Source organism: uncultured Dialister sp. (assembly GCF_900541605.1).
Taxonomy (GTDB): domain Bacteria; phylum Bacillota; class Negativicutes; order Veillonellales; family Dialisteraceae; genus Dialister.
Window position 1 is genome coordinate 1 of sequence record NZ_UQKJ01000002.1, and the last position, 16,447, is coordinate 16,447.

Genomic DNA, 16,447 nt, shown 5'->3' on the forward strand with positions numbered 1-16,447 from the left:
AGGCCCTTTGGGCCGCAAAAGAAGAACCACCAGCTAAGCTGGTGGGTTTCTCTTTTACGTGCTGATGGGTAGAAACACTCGAGTGGGGCAGCCCCCCATCCAAGCAGCTCTATCCGTAACCATCCCGAACCGCTTCTTACTTCAGCAGGTTCATGAAGACCATCAGTATGGAGGCATTCAGGAAGTCCACCACGAAGGCGCCGATGAGGGGGATGACGAAGTAGGCCGTGTGGGCCGGGCCGAACCGTTCACACATGGCATTCATGTTGGCGATGGCGTTTGGCGTGGCACCCATACCGAATCCACAGGTGCCGGAAGCCATGACAGCGGCTTCGTAGTTTCTGCCCATGACACGGAAAATGACGAAATACGCAAAGAGGGCCATTACTACAGTCTGAATGAGAAGGGTGACGATGAGGGGCACCGCCAGGTCTGCCAGCTGCCAGAGCTTCAGGCTCATGAGGGCGCAGGAAAGGAAGATATTGAGGCACATACCCCCAAGAACTTCGCTTTCCTTCTGGTAAATGCCGAAAAGCTTTGTTCCCTCCGCTACATTCCGGATGACCGCCGCCACAATCATGGCGCCGATGTACCCCGGGAATACGAGGCCGATGTCCACGAAGAACTGGCTCACGTAGGTGCCAAGGCCCATGGCCAGGAGAAGCTGGCCGAAGGCGTACATGAAATTATCCATGTTCAGGTAGTTCGCTGCCGCATCTTCATCGTCCTCTGTCTCCGGATGCTTATTTATCTTTCCGCCGTCCAGGGTGGAAGAGGATTCATCGGTTTCCGTAGAGAACAGGTGGAAATGGCGGATCAGCAGCTCCCCGATAGGACCGCCGATGAAGGAGCCTGCCACCAGGCCGAAGGTGGCCGCTGCAAAGGCGATGGTGGTGGCATCCGGAAGTCCCAGCTTTTCCAGCACCGGACCGAAGGAGCCGGAGGTGCCGTGGCCGCCGACCAGGGGGATGGAACCGTCCGCCAGGCCCATGAGGGGGTTCTCATGGAATACATGGGAAAGGGAAATGCCGATGCAGTTCTGGATGATGATGAGAATACCCACGAGCACCGCCATTTTGATGACAAGGATGCCGCCCTTTTTGATGAGTTTCACACTGGCCATGTAGCCGATACTGGTGAAGAAGAGCATCATGCACCAGTTCTGCATCACCGTATCCTGGCTGTAGGTCCACAGGCCTTTAGTGTACAGAATGCAGTTGATGATGGAAAAAATCGTACCGCCGATGACCGGCGCCGGAATGCAGTATTTCCGGAGGAATTTGATTTTTGTTTTCAGAAAACCGCCCAGAAAAAAGACAGCCACCGCGGCTGCCAGTGTCTGGTACATATTGAGATTGATGTCCATGCTGTTAGCTCCCATTTCTTTCTCCCGAAGGAGAAAATTCATATAATATCAAGTATAAGGGAATGGCATAGAAGAATCAAGAAACAATTACTTGCACTCATGCAAATGAACCTGAAGAAGTGGGCTTTTCCCTATGAGAGATTCCGCAAACCATGTATAATAAATGATAGTGAAGACGTTTCCTTTATTAACGGTATAAGGAGTATGGTATGTTTGACCTTCTGGATATAGGTACCCTGCTGTATCGGGTGCCGGCCCTTCTCATTGCTCTTTCCTTCCACGAATACGCCCATGCCGCGGTATCAGATGCCCTGGGTGACCCCACGCCCCGGGCCATGGGCCGGCTCACGGTGAATCCCCTGGCCCACCTGGATGTACTGGGCACCATCCTTCTCGTACTCTGCGGCTTCGGCTGGGCCAAGCCGGTCATGATCAATCCAAGGTATTACGACGACTACAAATCAGGGGTACTGAAGGTCTCCTTTGCAGGCCCCGGCATGAATCTGTTTCTCGGGTTCCTTTCCATCCTTCTCTCCGCCATTCTTTACCGTCTCGGCATGCTGTCTGTGGAAAGCAGCCGTTTTCTGAACTGGATCATGCTGTACAACGTATGGTTTGCTTTTTTCAATCTCATTCCCGTACCGCCGCTGGATGGTTCCAAGATTCTGTCCATGTTCCTGCCGGGAGAACTCTCCTTTAAATATGAGAATTTCAATGCCCGGTACGGATTCATCCTGCTCATGGTGGTGGTCTTCAGCGGATTCATCAACCGGATCATCAACCCCCTGGCCAACGGTTTCATCTCCCTCTGCACCGGGCTGGTGTATCTGGTATTTTGAGGGTACCACAGTGCTTCCCTTAGCGATATACCGCATGGATACACAGGAAACGCATTTCAACGCAGTCATTCTTCCCTTAAGAGGCGATACCCATGTCCATCACCTGGCTGATTTTTGAAATTCTTGGCACCGTGGCTTTTGCTTTTTCCGGCGCCGGGGTAGGCCTGTACCGCCGGATGGACATATTCGGCATTACGGTGCTGGCCGTCATGACCGGCGTAGGCGGTGGCATGATCCGGGATGTGCTCTGCGGCATCACGCCGCCTACAGCCCTCACCCATCCGGACAGCCTTCTCGTATCCATCGGGACCGCCCTGGTGGTGAGCTTTTTATATCCCTTTTTCCGTATCCCCAAAAGAGGGAAAATCCTGATTTCTTTCCTGTACCATATTTCCGACACCATTGGCCTTGCTGCCTTTACGGTGACCGGTGTGCTCACTGCTTTTTATACCTGGCCCGCCTACCATTACGTACTTCCTGCCATGCTGGGACTCATTACGGCTGTGGGAGGCGGTATCATCCGGGACATGATGGCCCGCCGGATGCCGGTGGTCCTCTATATGGATGTGTATGCCATTGCCTCCGTAGCCGGCGGCCTCCTCATGTGCATTCTCCATGGCCGGATGTCCCTGTCCCTGGTCTCCTGGATTGCCTTCTCCTTCGTCCTCTTTCTTCGGGTGGCCGCCATCCACTTCGGCTGGCAACTGTACCATCCCCACAGGAGAATGAGAAGGTAAGATCATGAATCGGGAATGGTGATAGGAAGCGCCGGAATGGTCTGGCGCCGCGGCGCATATCCCCGGCGAAGCCGCTATAGGGCCCGGCATACGTCCTTCAAAGCCAGGAGCCCGGATATTTTTTCATCAGGAGTTCCAATTATGACAACAGCCAGAAGACAGTTATCCTTTATATTTACGGCCCACGGATTTTCCACCGATGAAGCGGGGAAGGCAGAGCTTTCCCCGGAGGATCGGAAATGGAAAAAGCAGTTTGATGAAGATCGGTGGGAAACTTTATATTTTCTGGGATTCGAGAATATTTCTGCCGGCAGTCCGTCCTTCCTGTTCCTTCACCGCCTGGCATCTGCTTTTGTGAATGTACTCCTGACGTCTCCTTTGTTTCCCTTCCTGAAGGGGAAGATGGACGTATCTATTCCGGAGGAGGATGTGGAAAGGATTCTGCAGGCTCTGCCCTATGGACCTGGCGTGGAATGGGTGGACGAATCATGGATACAGCAGAGCGTAGACGAATTGAACCGGGCATTTCACAGGGATTTTGATGGGTCCGGCCAAAGTCCGGAGGACTATCTCAAAAGTCGGCGGAAGGATGCGAAGATACCGGATCGTATCTATTTTCACCTGGTGGAGGATACAAAGAATGGAGCCTATCCCTTTGCTTTCCTTGCTACCTATGCTACGTTTGACGAAAATGGGAAAGCACGGCAGATGCCGCTGAGCTACGCACTGAAGGAATATAAAGGGGACAGGAGCAAACTGCTTCACCTTTTTTCGTCGCTGGACAAAGCGGCTTCCGTGCTGCCGCCTTTGGGAAAATTTGTGGAAGACGGAACCATGCTTCATCCCTTTGGCGTCACGGCAGATGAGGCCTATGATTTTCTGAAGTCTGTACCGGCGCTGGAGGAGAAGGGCATCTACTGCCGTATCCCGAACTGGTGGAAAAACGGAAGGCACCGTCCATCTGTTACTATTTCCATGGGCGCCGGAAAGCCGGAGGGCCTGGGACTCGATGCCATCCTGTCCCTGCGGCCTGAGCTTACCGTGGACGGTGTAAAACTTACAAAAAAGGAAATCCGGGAACTCCTCGCCCAATCAGAGGGCCTGGCCTTCCTGAAGGGCAAATGGATTGAAGTAGACCATGACAGGCTTACGAAACTCCTGAAGTTCATGGAAAAGGGCGGCGATAAGGTGTCTTTCCGGGAGGCCCTGAAACTGTCCGCATCCTCGGAAAATGGGGAATTGACCTACCTGCCGGGGGCCTGGATGAAGAGAATTCTTCATACCATGAAGGACCCCGCTTCTATCCGGGCTGTGGCGGTGCCGAAAACACTGAAAGCTTCTCTCCGTCCCTACCAGAATGTGGGATTCCGCTGGCTTTATACACTGGCATCCATGGGCTTTGGCATGTGTCTGGCCGATGATATGGGTCTTGGTAAAACCATAGAAGTGCTGGCGTATCTGGAAAAGGTGCGGGAGAAACATCCGGCAGCCCGGGCGCTCCTGGTGGTACCGGCATCGCTTCTTGGAAACTGGGAAAGAGAAATCCGGAAATTTGCACCGTCCCTGCCTTTTACCCTTCTTCATGGACAGAAGAAAGCGGCCATGGAAGAGATGGCTTCCCAGCCTTCCACATTTCTCACCATCACCACCTATGGCATGGCTCTCCGGTTGGAGGGATTGAAGAGGGGGACCTGGGATATGGAAATCCTCGATGAAGCCCAGGCTATCAAAAATCCCGGTACCAGGCAGGCCAGGGCGGTGAAGGCCATTTCGGCACGCATACGTCTGGCCATGACAGGCACCCCCGTGGAGAACAGCCTGTCCAACCTGTGGTCCCTCTTCGATTTCCTGAATCCCGGCCTTCTTGGCAGCCGCCTCCATTTCACCGGCTTTGTGCGGGAACTGGCGAATCGGGAGTCCGGCTATGAACCGCTGAAGAGAATGATAGCGCCCTTCATTCTCCGCCGCCTGAAGACGGACAAATCCATTATCAATGATCTGCCGGAGAAGACAGAAATCGTGGAGTATGTCCCCCTTTCTGCCCGGCAGGCTGCCCTTTATGGAAAGGAGCTGGATCTCCTGGCCCAGTCCCTCAGAGAGACAAAGTCCGATGGCATACAGCGTAAGGGCCTCGTGCTCACGGCTATTTCCAAACTGAAGCAGATCTGCAACCATCCTGATGAATTTCTGGGATCCTCCCGGTTCAGGCCGGAGGACAGCGGGAAGTTCATCAGGCTTCGGGAAATCTGCGAGGCCCTCTATGAGAAGAGGGAGCCGGTCCTTGTATTCACCCAGTATCGGGAAATGGTGGGGCCCCTTTGTGATTTTCTTGCATCCGTCTTTGGCATGCCGGGACTTTCCATCCACGGTGGGACGCCGGTGAAAAAGCGGATGGAACTGGTGGATGAGTTCAACGGTGAAAAGTACATTCCCTTCATGGTGCTTTCCCTGAAAGCCGCCGGTACGGGACTGAACCTGACAAAGGCAGGAACGGTGATTCATTTTGACCGCTGGTGGAATCCGGCCGTGGAAAACCAGGCCACTGACCGGGCTTACCGCATCGGACAGAAGCAGCATGTGATGGTCTATAAATTCGTTTCCCAGGGGACCATTGAAGAGAAAATCAACGATATGATGGAAGACAAAAAACAACTGGCCGAGGAGATCATAGATAGTGGGGTGTCCTGGATTACAGAACTCTCGGACAAAGAGCTGCTGGACCTCCTGAAACTGGATGGGGGAGAGGGGGATGATTCCCATGGCCTGGTATAAGGACATGTATCCCTCCATGAGTGTGGAGGAACTCAAAGCGAAAGCACAACGGTCCCTGGCCGATGCAGAGCGGTCCGGGGGACACCTTACCCCGGTGACCGTCACCAGCCGCACCATTTGCAGGAGCTGGTGGGGAAAGGCCTGGTGCCGGAACATGGAAACTTATCTGGACTACACAAACCGCCTGCCCCGGGGCCGGTCCTACGTCAGGAATGGTGCCGTTATAGACCTTTCCATCAGGGAAGGAAAAGCGGAGGCCCTGGTGCAGGGAAGTGAATGGCGGCCCTATAAAGTGACTATCCTGGTGGATCCCCTTCCCCGGGAGCGGATGGAAAAAATTTCCCGCCTCTGCAGTCGGGAACTTGACAGCATGGAAGAACTGATTGCCGGCCATTTTCCAAAATCCCTGGAATCGCTGCTTACGGAAAGGGGGACCCTGTTTCCCACGCCCGGAGAAATTGAGTTTTACTGTACATGCCCGGACAGTGCCCACATGTGCAAGCACGTGGCTGCTGCCATGTATGGTATTGGTGTGAGACTCGATGAAAATCCATTTTATTTCTTTATTTTCCGGGGCATAGATGTGGAGCGGCTTGTCAAAAAAACACTGGACAGCCGGGTGGAGTCCATGCTGTCCCATGGAGATGTGAAGAATGACCGGATTATTGATGATAAAGAGGTGGAGAATCTCTTCCATCTGAAGTGATAGGGAGGAGATCTCCGGGCTGACAGAAAGGCGCCGGCACAGGGCTTCCACCATTGTTTTCATGCAGGTACTATAACGGAAGGTGATTTTTATGAAAGGCTCCGTGGATATGACCCATGGGCCCATAGCAGGCAAAACCATGAAGTTTGCCCTGTTTCTGGCTGCCACGGGCATGATGCAGCAGCTTTTCAATGCCATCGATGCGGTCATTATGGGACAGTTTGTGGGAAAGGAAGCCATGGCAGCCGTAGGGAGCAGTGTGCCCCTGGTGGCGTTTATCATTACTTTCTTTATCGGCATCTCCCTGGGGGCCAATGTGGTGATTGCCCGGCTCACGGGGGCGGGAAAACGGGAAAAGATTACCGCCGCCGTCCATACGTCCCTTTTCTTTGCCCTGCTGGCGGGCCTGTCCATGCTGGTGGTGGGGGAAATCCTGGCCGAGCCCATACTGGGCCTTCTTATGGTGCCGGAAGAACTCATGCCCCTTTCTCTCCTGTATCTGCGTATTATTTTCCTAGCTTTGCCGGGGGTGCTGCTGTACAATTTCTCATCTGCCATATTCCGAAGCCAGGGAGATACCCGGACGCCTATGGTATGCCTTGGTATTGCTGGCATCCTGAAGGTCATCGTTAGCTTCAGCCTGGTGGTGTTTTTCCACTTTGGCGTGGCAGCCGTGGCTATTTCTACGGCCTGCGCTACCCTTCTGTCATCGGGCCTTCTCCTGTGCCTTCTGTCCCACACGAAAATGGCAGTGCGCATCAGTCCGGGCCTCATGAAAATTGACGGGTCCCTGCTGGCGGAAATCCTCCGCATCGGCGTGCCGGCAGGCATGCAGGGCGCCGTCTTTTCTCTGTCTAATATTGTTATCCAGGCCGCAATCAATAGCCTGGGCTCCGATGTTATGGCAGCGTCGGCGGCAGCGTTCAACCTGGAAATCCTGGCTTATATCTTTGTGAATGCCTTCGGCCAGGCCTGTACCACCTTCGTGGGCCAGAATTACGGTGCCGGAAAGAGGGACCGCTGCTTCCGGGTGGCCAGGATTACCACGTTCCAGAACCTGGCATTTACCATCCTTCTGGGCGGGCTCATCATTTATTTCGGGCGCCCCCTGATGCATCTCTTTACGACCGATGAATCGGTCGTTTCGTATGGTATTATCCGTATCCGGTACATTCTCCTGGCGGAGCCTTTAAATCTCATGATTGAAATGATTTCCGGGTTTCTCCGAGGATTTGGCATTTCTTTTGCCCCTGCGGTCATCGTGGTTACCGGCATCTGCGGTTCCCGGGTTCTCTATGTGGCCACGGTTTTTACCCGGATATCCACGTTCCCTGTGCTCATGGCGGTGTATCCCCTTTCCTGGGCCATCACGGCGGCGGGGCTCCTTATCCTGCTCTGGTGGGAATGGAAGAAAATCCGGGGAACGGCGGACCCATCCGGAAAGGCAGGGCGCTCTCTGAAGTGAGAAGGCCCTGCCCGCTGGCGGCGAAGCTGCAAAACCTCGACTCTTCATCCAATTCCGGATCTTTATGGGAATTTCCACTTCTTCCCTTGACAAAATCGGGGCGGTGAGCCTATACTAAGCTAACTTCTAACGAAAGGGGAGGGCACGATGGCACAGCATTTCATGAATCGGGATTACGGCTTTATGGGCTGGGGCTATTATTATGGCTTCGGCTATTTTTGCCATGCATCCCGTCATGAGTCCCGTGCCCTTTCCAGATAAAAGGATTTCCGTCAAGAAGGACAGACTCATGGGAGCCTGTCCTTCTTTTTTTAGAAAATAACGGCGTTATTTTCTCGGGAGTATAGGAGAATGGAAGTTAGAAGACCGCGGAAATGAAGATTTCCGGAAGGATTGGAGAAGCCCGAAGGGGCAGAGGAGGAAATTATGATTATTGTAATGAAACAGAATGCACCGCTCACCGCTATTGAAACGCTGGAGGCAGAACTTCACGAAAAGGGATTCCAGGTGGACCGGAGCCGGGGATCCAGCAAGGTGGTCCTGGGCCTTGTCGGTGATACATCGGCTTTGGACGAAAGGGATTTCCTTTCTAATCCCTGGGTGGAAAAGGTGATGCGGGTACAGGAACCTTACAAGCGGGCCAGCCGTGCATTTCATCCGGCGGACACAGTCGTGGAAGCGGGGGGCGTGAAGATCGGCGGCAAGAAGCTGGTGGTCATGGCAGGTCCCTGTTCCATTGAAACGCCGGAACAGATCGGTGGCATTGCGAAGGCCGTAAAGGCTTCGGGGGCTGCGGTGCTTCGGGGCGGCGCATTCAAACCGAGAACTTCGCCGTACTCTTTCCAGGGTCTTGGGGAAAAGGGACTGGATATGCTGATTTCCGCAGCCCGGCAGAATCATATGCCCGTGGTGACGGAGCTTATGAGCGCTGACAAGATCGGCATGTTCCTGGAAAAAGGTGTGGATATCATCCAGATTGGTGCCCGGAATATGCAGAATTTTGACCTTTTGAAAGCGGTGGGACGGCTTAATGTACCGGTGCTCCTGAAGCGGGGCATGTCTGCTACCATCGAGGAATGGCTCATGAGCGCAGAGTACATCATGTCGGAAGGGAACCATAATGTGATTCTCTGCGAACGGGGAATCCGTACTTTTGAAAAGGCCACCAGAAATACGCTGGACCTGTCGGCGGTGGAAGTGGTGAAAGAAAAGAGCCATCTTCCCATCATTGTAGATCCCAGCCATGCAACGGGGCATCGGGAAATGGTGCCGGCCATGGCCATGGCTGCCATTGCGGCCGGGGCAGATGGTATTATGTGTGAAGTTCATAATGATCCGGAACATGCATGGTGTGATGGTGCAGAATCCATTACGCCGGAAACCTTTGGGGACCTCATGGGACGGCTGAAACAGCTGGCACCCATTGTGGGACGGGAACTCTGAGGTTTCCGGGCTGTCCCGGCTCTGGGGGAATTCCCCCAAAGCCGGGAGCCCTGCCTGTTTCTTTACCATGGGCGGGGCAGGAAATGATTCCTGCCCCTTTGCATATCATAGAAAAGGATATCATTATGAACAGTGACTTTAGCAGGATTCCCGTGGCCGTCATCGGACTGGGCCTCATGGGGGGCTCCTTTGCCAAACGGCTCAAAGAACTGGGGCACCCGGTGATTGGCATCAACCGGACGGAAAGTGTGGCCAGAGAGGCCCTCTCCATGGGAATCGTAGATACTATTGACCCGGGAGATCTGAAAAAGGCGGAAATTGTCATTTTCTGTACTCCTGAAAAGGGAACACTGGCCTTTATCAAAGAGCACCTGTCTCTCCTTCAAAAAGGGGCGGTGCTCACAGATATTGCGGGAGTCAAAAACGGGTTTGCCAAAGAACTCAGGGCCATACTCCCAAAGGATGTGGATTTTATTTCCGGCCATCCCATGTGCGGCCGGGAAGGAGCAGGACTTTCCCAGGCCGATGGCCGGATTTTTGAGGGATCCAATTATATCCTCATTCCGGAGCCCTGGAACCGGAAGGAGCATCTGGAGCTGGTGAGAAAGCTGGCCCTGGAGATGGGATGTGCCCACGTACCGGTAGTGACGGCGGAGGGACATGATCGGGCCATTGCCTATACCAGCGATCTTCCCCATGTGGTAGCCACATCTCTCATGAACAGCCGGTCCTATTCAGAGGAAACGAAGTATTTCATTGGCGGCTCTTTCCGGGATGAGACGCGGGTAGCCGATATTAATGAAGACCTCTGGACATCCCTGTTCCTGTCGAACAGGGAAAAACTGGTGGAAGAAATTGACCGGTTCCGTGAGGCCCTGGACAGGGCGAGGGAAGCCATTGCCGCAGGCAGCGAGGAAGATATCCGAAAATTTTTGAAGGAAGCCGGCAGAAGAAGAAGGGAAATGATAGATCATGGCAGCCATTAATGTGGATTTGGGAAAAGATTCGTATACCATTGAAATTGAAAGGGGTCTTATCCATAGGGTGGGCGAGAAAATCCGGGCCCTTACGAAGGCAGAAAAAATCGCAGTCATCACTGATGATCACGTAGAGCCTCTCTATGGGAATACGATTCGTACGGTCCTTACGAAGGCGGGCTTTGATGTGCGGGTTATTGCCATTCCGGCGGGGGAAACGAGCAAGAACCTTCAGGTCCTTTCTGATGTGTACGATGGGCTCTCGGAATTTGACATGTCCCGGAGCGATGCTATCGTTACCCTGTCCGGCGGCGTACCGGGGGACCTGGGCGGCTTTGCAGCAGCTACTTATATGAGGGGGATTCCTTTTTTCCAGATTCCCACTACCATCCTGGCCCAGATTGACAGTTCCGTGGGAGGCAAGGTGGCCGTGGACCTGCCAGGCGGTAAAAACCTGGCCGGTGCCTTTTACCAGCCGAAGGGTGTCTTTATCGATCCGGATCTCCTGAAGACCCTGCCGCCCCGCTATATCCATGACGGCCTGGCGGAAGCGGTGAAGTACGGATGCATCGGGGACCGGGAGCTTTTTGAAATCTTTGAATCCCTGGAAACAGAAGAAGACCTGGACAGGCATATAGAAGAAATCATCCTCCACAGCGTACTCCAGAAAACAAAGGTGGTGGAGGAAGATGAATTTGATACGGGAAAACGGCAGGTTCTGAACTTCGGACACACCATAGGCCATGCGGTGGAACGGTATTTCCACTACTCCACCTTTACCCATGGCGAAGGAGTGGCTATAGGCATGTGCCTCATGACGGAACAGACGGAGAAGATGGGAATCACGGAAAAAGGCACTGCCAGCCGCATTATCCGGGTACTCCATAAACTATCTCTCCCTACATCCATTGCCGTTCCGGCGGAGGAACTCATTCCCCAGATTATGCATGATAAAAAGCGGCGGGGAAAGAAGATCACCCTGGTGGTACTGCGCCGCATCGGGGAAGCGGAACTTCTTACCATCGATACATCGGAACTTCCGAAATATATTGTGACCGGCTGAGGAAAAATCCATGAATATCACCATCACACCGGGCCCCCTCTCAGGATCCCTGCGGGTGCCCTCTTCCAAGAGCATGACCCATCGGGAAATCATTGCTGCTGCCCTGGCCAAAGGACAGACTGAAGTTACCGGGATTTCCTGGTCCCAGGATATCGAAGCCACCTGTCGTATACTCACCCTTCTGGGGGCATCCATGAAAAAGTTGGAAAGCCCGGAGGGCATCACGCTTCATATCGAAGGGGGACTTCGAAAGCAGACGGGCCTTCTTACCGCCGATGCGGGTGAGTCGGGCTCTACACTCCGGTTCCTTATCCCCCTGGCCCTCATTTCCGGGAATCCGGTTGTTTTCACGGGCCACGGCCGTCTTTCGGAGAGGCCCCTTACCCCCTATTACCGGATTTTTGAAGAAAAAGGGATTTCCTATACCACGGAAGGCGGGCTCCCTCTGAAAGTGGAAGGAAAGCTCCCGGGAGGGCACTACGAACTGCCGGGAAATGTGAGCTCCCAGTTCTTTACGGGACTCCTCTTTGCCCTGCCTCTGGCGGATGGGGACTCCCTTCTGGCCAGTACTACGCCTCTGGAATCCAAAAGTTATGTAGATATGACTGTGGACACCCTGGCCCGCCATGGTATTACCATTCACACCCGGGGAGAAGGAAGTTATGAGATTCCCGGTGGCCAGTCCTATAAAACGGGCAGTTTTGCGGTGGAGGGAGACTATTCCCAGGCTGCTTTCTGGCTTACCGCTGCTCTTTCCGGAGGCCATATTACCCTCGCCGGCCTGTCCGATACATCTCTCCAGGGGGATAAGGCCATTGTCTCCCTGTACCGGGAGATGGGAGGATTTATAGAAAAGGGACCGAAGGGACTGACGGCGGAAACGGGCCGCCTCCACGGCATTACCATGGATGCGGAAAACGTGCCGGACCTGGTGCCTGCCTTTGCAGCCATGGCAGCGGTGAGCGAAGGCACTACGGAAATCATCCATGCCGGCAGGGTGCGGCTGAAGGAATGCGACCGCCTCCATGCCATGGCTGTGGAACTGGCAAAATTGGGAGCCCGTATCACCGAAAAACCGGAGGGACTGGTGATTCATGGAAGACCATCCCTTTCCGGCGGTACCGTGTCTTCCTGGAATGACCATCGCATTGCCATGGCCCTGGCCTCCATTACGCCGAAGCTTACAGGTCCTCTCACCATTGAGGGAGCGGAAAGCGTCAGAAAATCGTACCCCCGGTTCTGGGATGATTTCCGGAAGCTGGGAGGAAACATCAGTGCAGCTGGCGGATAGAGGAAGCCGCAGAGCTGCAGCCTTTTTACGGCCCCTGTTTATTTCCCTGACATTCACCATGAGGAGTATCTTATGAGCAATACATTTGGAAAAACGGTACAGGTTACTATTTTTGGCGAATCCCATGGCACCGCCATCGGTGCTGTCATTGACGGCCTCCCTCCCGGCCTTTCCTTTGACTGGGAACAGGTGCGGTGGGAAATGGCCCGCCGGGCGCCGGGAAACTCAAACCTGGCCACCCCCCGGAAGGAGAAGGACAGTTTTGAAATCCTTTCGGGTTATTTTAACGGCCATACCACCGGTACGCCCCTGGCCATGGAAATCCGGAATACAAACCAGCATTCCAAAGATTATGATATCCTCAAGGATCACATGCGCCCGGGCCATGCGGATTATACGGGGCATGTGAAGTATGGCGGATTCAATGACTACCGGGGCGGCGGCCATTTTTCCGGCCGTATTACGGCGCCCCTCACCTTTTCCGGCGCCCTGGCAAGGCAGGTATTGGAAAAGGACAATATCATCATCGGTGCCCATGCCCTGGAAATCCATGGCATCCGGGACCGTGCCTTTGACCCCTTAGGAGAAGATGAGGACCTCTACAGCTACCTGGATACCATGAAACTCCCGGTAATCGAAGAGGAAAAAAGAAAGGCCATGGAAGATATTATTCTCTCTGCCCAAAAGGCAGGGGACTCAGTGGGAGGCATCGTGGAGTGCATAGTGACCGGCCTTCCCGTGGGGCTGGGGGATCCCTTCTTCGATTCCCTGGAAAGTGAGATGGCTCATATGATGTTTTCCGTGCCCGCGGTGAAGGCCATCGAATTCGGGGAGGGCTTCGGCTTTGCTTCCCTTTTCGGGGCGGAAGCCAATGACAGCCTCCATTATGAACAGGGGAGGCCGGTGGCCCTCACCAACCATAACGGCGGCGTGCTGGGCGGTATTTCCAGCGGCAGCCCCGTGCTTTTCCGGCTGGCTGTAAAGCCAACGGCGTCCATCGGACGGCGGCAGCGGACCATTGACATTTCCAAAAAAGAGGATACGGATCTTTCCATTGGCGGCCGCCACGATCCCTGCATTATTCCCCGGGCTATCCCGGTTATTGAAAATGCGGCGGCTCTGGTGATTCTGGACCTGCTTCTTACGGACAGGAGGAATTCCTATGTCAGATAGAGTGATTCGGGTCGGCTGCTACGGTGCTAAGGGCTCCTATACCTACGAGGCCATGGAGAAGCAGTTTGGTGACAGAAAACGGGAGGAATTCTATTTTCCCCTCTTCGAAGATGTGGTGAAGGCGGTGCAGGAGGGGGATATCGACTACGGCGTCATGCCCATTGAGAATTCCTCCACCGGCGGCATTACCGAAGTTTATGACCTCATCCAGCGCTACGGCTGTGCCGTGGTGGGGGAGCAGATGGTGAAAATCGAACATAATCTTTTGGGCCTTCCCGGCGCGAAGCTGGAGGATATTGATACGGTCTTTTCCCATCCCCAGGGATTTGCCCAGTGCCGTCCATTTTTTAACAAGCACCGGAACTGGACATTAAAGCCCTATTTTTCTACGTCCCGAAGCGCGGAAAAGGTGGCCCAGGACGGGAAAAAGAACCAGGCCGCCGTGGCGAGCCGCACAGCGGCAAGGCTCTATGGCCTGTCGGTGCTGGCAGAAAATATTTTCTTCAACAGCAGCAACTATACCCGATTTTTTATTATCGGGCCGAAAATGGAGATCAAACCGGAAGCCGATAAGATTACCCTCGTCATTTCTGTGCGCCATGAACCGGGGGCCCTGTACCATGTGCTGGGTTACTTCTTCTACGGCGGAATGAATATGACCCATCTGGAGTCCCGCCCCATGGAAGGACGGCCTTTTGAGTATTTCTTCCACATTGATGTCATGGGCCGGCTGGAAGATCCGGCGAACGCCCAGACCTTGAAGGGCCTCGAATCCATGTGCACCTATTTTAAAATCCTCGGCAACTATCCGTCCTGTAAAAGGTAGTAAGGTAGTACGGTGGCGGATAGAGGCATTGGTATGGGAGCCTCTGGCTGTCAGGAAACATCAACAGCCTGCGGCAGAGGCAGCCATTGGCAGCAGCATTTGAAACGCGCCGCAGGCGAATCAGCCTTCCTGCCAGCTGGAAGCTCCCGCACCGGTGACTCTATCCAAAGCGCGTTCAGCAGAAAGGAGTCATTATGAAACTGGGTCTTCTGGGGGAAGTCCTGGGACACAGCCTGTCCCCGGAAATTCACCGTATATTATTTGAAAAACTGGACATTTCCTCTTCCTATGAACTTATAGAAATTCCAAAGGACCGGTTCCAAAAGGACCTGCCCCGCATCCTGTCGGACTATGATGGCCTCAATGTGACCATTCCCTATAAGGTGGCGGTCATTCCTTTCCTGGATGAGCTGTCAGAAGAGGCGAAGACCATCGGCGCCGTGAATACCATTGCCCATAAAGGCGGCCGTCTCGTGGGATACAATACGGACTATACCGGTTTTCAGAGAACCCTTGCCCGCATCGGCTGCCAGGTCTCCGGTAGGGAAGCCGTGGTACTGGGCCATGGCGGTGCGTCCCGGGCCATCATCCAATGCCTCTTCGATGAAAAGGCTTCTGCCATCCATGTCATCAGCCGGCATCCGGAGAAGGTGGATCCCGATTTCCTTTCCTTCGCCAAAGCCCGGCATGTGGATATCGAAGGTTACGACAGCCTTCCTTCCATGAAGGACCGGTATCTCCTGGTAAATGCGACTCCTGTGGGCATGTACCCGAAGACCGGCGTATCTCCCGTATCGGCTGCAGAGGCCGTTTCTTTCCCAAAGGTGGTGGATATTATTTACAATCCGAAGGAAACCAGACTGCTCCACGATGCGGCAGCCAAAGACAAATCCAACGGTATGTACATGCTGGTCATGCAGGCCATGGCGGCAGAAGAAATCTGGATGGACCGGGATATTTCCCCGGCCCTGGCGGAAGAAATTGCGGAGGAAATGGAAATATGAAGAATATAGCGCTCATCGGCATGCCGGGATCCGGGAAAACCACCTTCGGCAAAGGACTTGCCAGAGTCCTCTGCTGCCCCTTTGTGGACGCCGATGATTATCTGGAAAAGAAGGAAGGCCAGACTATTCAAAGCTTTTTCGCGGAAAGTGAAAAGGCTTTCCGGGATGCGGAGGAAAGGACCATCCGGGACTTATCCCGGATGGAGGGGATTGTTATCGCCACCGGAGGCGGTGTGATAAAAAGAAAAGCCAATGTGGACCGGCTTCATGAAGGAGGGCTCATTATTTTCCTGGACCGCCTTCCGGAGGATATTGTAACGGATGTGGAAGTCGAAAAAAGGCCCCTCCTGAGGGAGGGGCCCGATCGGGTCTTTGCGCTGTATAAAGAGAGGATAGCTCTTTATCGGGAAGCTGCGGATATCACCGTTGCCAACCGGGGCAGGGAAGAAGAGGTGCTGGAAAACCTGGTGGAAGCCCTGAAGGAGCAGGGGTAATACGGACGGTTGTCTTATAACCGTCCCCTGCCGGGCATGGGGATTCGGCCTTTCTTTTTTACCGGCCCTTTCTCTTTTCCCGGGCCAGAAGAATCGGGTCGCCGCCGAGCCCCCAGTTTTCCAGGGGTACCTCATCGATGACCACCACCGTGGTGGCGGGGTTCTTGTGGAGCACGTCGGCCAGAAGATTTGTGACGCCGCTGATGAGCTTTGCTTTCTGCTCCGGAGTCACATTTCCTTCTTTCGTGATTTTGATGTTGACATAAGGCATGATGGACCTCCTTGCTTTAA

At 54.1% G+C, this 16,447-nt stretch carries 15 protein-coding genes; 13 read left to right on the top strand and 2 right to left on the bottom strand.

The window, feature by feature from the left end; all coding sequences use genetic code 11:
• Nucleotides 1-136 precede the first annotated feature (136 nt).
• Nucleotides 137-1,366, bottom strand: coding sequence for a sodium/glutamate symporter (gene gltS, locus QZR21_RS00205; protein ID WP_296973115.1), 1,230 nt, complete (start codon nucleotides 1,364-1,366; stop codon nucleotides 137-139).
• Between the two features lie 209 nt (nucleotides 1,367-1,575).
• On the opposite strand from gltS, the gene QZR21_RS00210 reads away from it, so the two are divergent.
• The 13 genes from QZR21_RS00210 (at nucleotide 1,576) to QZR21_RS00270 (ending at nucleotide 16,156) form a co-directional block, all read left to right on the top strand.
• Complete coding sequence (locus tag QZR21_RS00210) at nucleotides 1,576-2,205, top strand: site-2 protease family protein (RefSeq protein WP_296097339.1); 630 nt, start codon at nucleotides 1,576-1,578, stop codon at nucleotides 2,203-2,205.
• Nucleotides 2,206-2,297: 92 nt separating this feature from the next.
• Nucleotides 2,298-2,942, top strand: a complete 645-nt coding sequence (locus tag QZR21_RS00215; RefSeq protein ID WP_296973119.1) for a trimeric intracellular cation channel family protein — start codon at nucleotides 2,298-2,300, stop codon at nucleotides 2,940-2,942.
• 141 nt (nucleotides 2,943-3,083) lie between these two features.
• A complete protein-coding gene (locus QZR21_RS00220; protein ID WP_296097345.1) occupies nucleotides 3,084-5,714 on the top strand; it encodes a DEAD/DEAH box helicase in 2,631 nt (876 codons plus the stop codon).
• Nucleotides 5,701-6,420, top strand: coding sequence for an SWIM zinc finger family protein (locus tag QZR21_RS00225; protein WP_296097346.1), 720 nt, complete (start codon nucleotides 5,701-5,703; stop codon nucleotides 6,418-6,420). The genes QZR21_RS00220 and QZR21_RS00225 overlap by 14 nt, the downstream gene beginning before the upstream one ends.
• A gap of 91 nt (nucleotides 6,421-6,511) precedes the next feature.
• Nucleotides 6,512-7,885 (top strand): MATE family efflux transporter, encoded by a 1,374-nt coding sequence (locus QZR21_RS00230; protein WP_296097348.1) that lies wholly within the window; start codon nucleotides 6,512-6,514, stop codon nucleotides 7,883-7,885.
• Between the two features lie 426 nt (nucleotides 7,886-8,311).
• A complete protein-coding gene (aroF, locus tag QZR21_RS00235; protein ID WP_296097350.1) occupies nucleotides 8,312-9,328 on the top strand; it encodes a 3-deoxy-7-phosphoheptulonate synthase in 1,017 nt (338 codons plus the stop codon).
• 125 nt (nucleotides 9,329-9,453) lie between these two features.
• Entirely contained in the window at nucleotides 9,454-10,314 is an 861-nt protein-coding gene (locus tag QZR21_RS00240; RefSeq protein WP_296097351.1) for a prephenate dehydrogenase, read from the top strand.
• A complete protein-coding gene (aroB, locus tag QZR21_RS00245; protein ID WP_296097353.1) occupies nucleotides 10,301-11,368 on the top strand; it encodes a 3-dehydroquinate synthase in 1,068 nt (355 codons plus the stop codon). Before QZR21_RS00240 ends, aroB begins: the two co-directional genes overlap by 14 nt.
• Before the next feature lie 10 nt (nucleotides 11,369-11,378).
• On the top strand, nucleotides 11,379-12,659 hold the full coding sequence (gene aroA / locus QZR21_RS00250; protein WP_296097354.1) for a 3-phosphoshikimate 1-carboxyvinyltransferase: 1,281 nt from the start codon (nucleotides 11,379-11,381) through the stop codon (nucleotides 12,657-12,659).
• 72 nt (nucleotides 12,660-12,731) lie between these two features.
• A complete protein-coding gene (gene aroC, locus QZR21_RS00255) occupies nucleotides 12,732-13,832 on the top strand; it encodes a chorismate synthase (RefSeq protein WP_296097357.1) in 1,101 nt (366 codons plus the stop codon).
• Complete coding sequence (pheA, locus tag QZR21_RS00260; protein ID WP_296097359.1) at nucleotides 13,822-14,658, top strand: prephenate dehydratase; 837 nt, start codon at nucleotides 13,822-13,824, stop codon at nucleotides 14,656-14,658. Before aroC ends, pheA begins: the two co-directional genes overlap by 11 nt.
• 194 nt (nucleotides 14,659-14,852) lie before the next feature.
• The gene (locus tag QZR21_RS00265; RefSeq protein ID WP_296097361.1) at nucleotides 14,853-15,662 is read left to right on the top strand and encodes a shikimate dehydrogenase; all 810 of its coding nucleotides are present in this window, start codon (nucleotides 14,853-14,855) and stop codon (nucleotides 15,660-15,662) included.
• Entirely contained in the window at nucleotides 15,659-16,156 is a 498-nt protein-coding gene (locus QZR21_RS00270) for a shikimate kinase (RefSeq protein ID WP_296973127.1), read from the top strand. Before QZR21_RS00265 ends, QZR21_RS00270 begins: the two co-directional genes overlap by 4 nt.
• Before the next feature lie 58 nt (nucleotides 16,157-16,214).
• Here QZR21_RS00270 and QZR21_RS00275 read toward each other — a convergent pair whose 3' ends face one another.
• Nucleotides 16,215-16,427, bottom strand: coding sequence for a 4-oxalocrotonate tautomerase family protein (locus tag QZR21_RS00275; protein WP_296097365.1), 213 nt, complete (start codon nucleotides 16,425-16,427; stop codon nucleotides 16,215-16,217).
• Nucleotides 16,428-16,447 lie beyond the last annotated feature (20 nt).